Source organism: Micromonospora sp. GCM10011541, from assembly GCF_042650725.1.
Lineage (GTDB): Bacteria > Actinomycetota > Actinomycetes > Mycobacteriales > Micromonosporaceae > Micromonospora > Micromonospora sicca.
Genome location: NZ_JBHSBP010000130.1, coordinates 1 through 1,743, shown reverse-complemented (window position 1 = coordinate 1,743; position 1,743 = coordinate 1). Strand labels below are relative to the sequence as shown.

The 1,743-nt window shown below is 70.3% G+C and carries 1 protein-coding gene; it reads right to left on the bottom strand.

Going from position 1 to position 1,743, the window contains the following annotated elements; all coding sequences use genetic code 11:
* Positions 1 to 127: 127 nt before the first annotated feature.
* Positions 128 to 1,726, bottom strand: coding sequence for an IS1182 family transposase (locus ACFOYX_RS36265; RefSeq protein WP_322444135.1), 1,599 nt, complete (start codon positions 1,724 to 1,726; stop codon positions 128 to 130).
* Positions 1,727 to 1,743 lie beyond the last annotated feature (17 nt).

The window sequence follows — 1,743 nt, the reverse complement described above, 5'->3', positions numbered from 1 at the left end:
AGGGTTGCGGGCTGGTCTGGTGCGCGGCGGCGTCTGGTTGTGCTGATCGGCGGTTCAGTGATGCCGGTGAGGACTGGCGGGCCGCTGCTGGGCCGGATAGTGGCTGGTAGGGGTCGTTCTGTGGTGGTCAGGCGAGGGTCCAGCCGCGGGGTTGGTGGGTGAGGCCGAGGGTGGCGAGCCGGGTGAGGTTGGTGGCGGCGGCCAGGAGTGTGAAGTCGGCGGCGACGCGGAGCAGGCCGCGCATGCGGGCGCGGCGGCCGCCGTGGCGGCGGCGCATCAGGTGGGCGAGCTTGCGTTCGACTTTGGGGCGGGTGGTCCGGTAGTCGGCCTTCCAGGCAGGGTCGGTCTGCCGGTTGCGGGCTGTGGTGAGGTGGGTTTCCCAGCGGCTGATGGTGATCTGCCGGCCGGTCTTCGACGCGGTGCACTGTGCTCGCAGTGGGCAGGTGGTGCAGGCTTTGCCGAAATCGGCTTTCCCGGCATGGCGGGGGTGCTCGCTGATCGGCCGGATCGCGGTGGTGACCTGGTTCGGGCAGGTCACCGTGCCCCCGCCGAGGTCGATGGTGAACTGGTCCTTGGCGAACTTGCCGGCCGGTGCGTTCGGGGGCTGGACCTTGGTCTTGATGTCGATCCCGGCGTCGTGCAGCCGTTCGAGGACTTCGCCGGCGCCGTAAGCGGCGTCGCCGTAGACCGCCGCGTCACCGGCAGCGGTGTCGGTGGCGTCGACGGGTTCGGTGAGGTCGGTGATCAGGTCGGCGGCCGCTCCGGCGTCGCCGGTGTTGCCGGCGGTGACCTGCGTGGCGGTGATGATCTCGCTGTCCGGGTCGACGGCGATGTGCCCTTTGTAGCCGTCGAAGCCGCGGTGGCTTGTCTTATGACCGTGCCGGGCCTGCGGATCGACGGTCGAGATCACCCGGTCCGCGGCGACTTTCCGGGCGATCCGCAGTACCCCGTCGTCGCCGGTTTCCAGGTCCTGACCCAGCACCGTGGCCAGCAGCGTCATCGCCTGGACGAGGGGTTCGGGTAGGTCTTTGCGGCCGTCGAGGGCGGCCAGCAAGGCGTAGCCGTCGCGGGCTCGGGAGTCGATCAATGCTTCGCGGGCGGTCTTGTCGTCCCAGTCCACGACCGGTTTCGCCGTGCTGGTGTAGTCGTCACCGCTGGTCAGCACCGCTCGTAGCTCAGCAGCCCGACCCCGGCCGGCTGCGGCGAGCAGGCCGCGGACCGCGGAGCGGATCAGGGTGATCGTGTCCATCGTGGCGACCGCGTCATACAACGGTGTCGAGTCCAGCACCCGGCGGCGGCCCACCAGCCCGGCCTGCCCGGCGGCGGCGAGGGCGACCTCGAAGATCCGGTCCGGGCGGTTCGAACCGCGCAGCCGTTCCCGCATGTCGACCAGGACCGTGTGCGCGAACCCGGCCCGGCCGGCGCCGTCCCAGCCACCGACCCCGGCCGCATACCGCCAGCGGACATCGAACGCGAACCGGTCGACGGCTTCGCGGTCGGAGAGTCCTTCCAGGCGCTGCAGGACCATCACCGTCGCAACCACCGACGGCGGCACCGACCGGCGGCCGGTCTGGGCGAACAGGTCGGTGAACAGGCCGTCCGGGAACAGCCGGTCGCGGTGTTCGTGCAGGAACGCGTAGATCGAGTTCGCCGGCAGCGTCTCGGCGCAGAACCGGCTGACCGGATCGAGGAGATCCAGCTGCTGCGACGCTTTGCCCAACGTCATCCCAAAAAACTACCGGA

Excerpts from the sequence above, each read along its gene's own strand:
- ACFOYX_RS36265 (WP_322444135.1), bottom strand. The coding sequence starts at position 1,726 with ATGACGTTGGGCAAAGCGTCGCAGCAGCTGGATCTCCTCGATCCGGTC.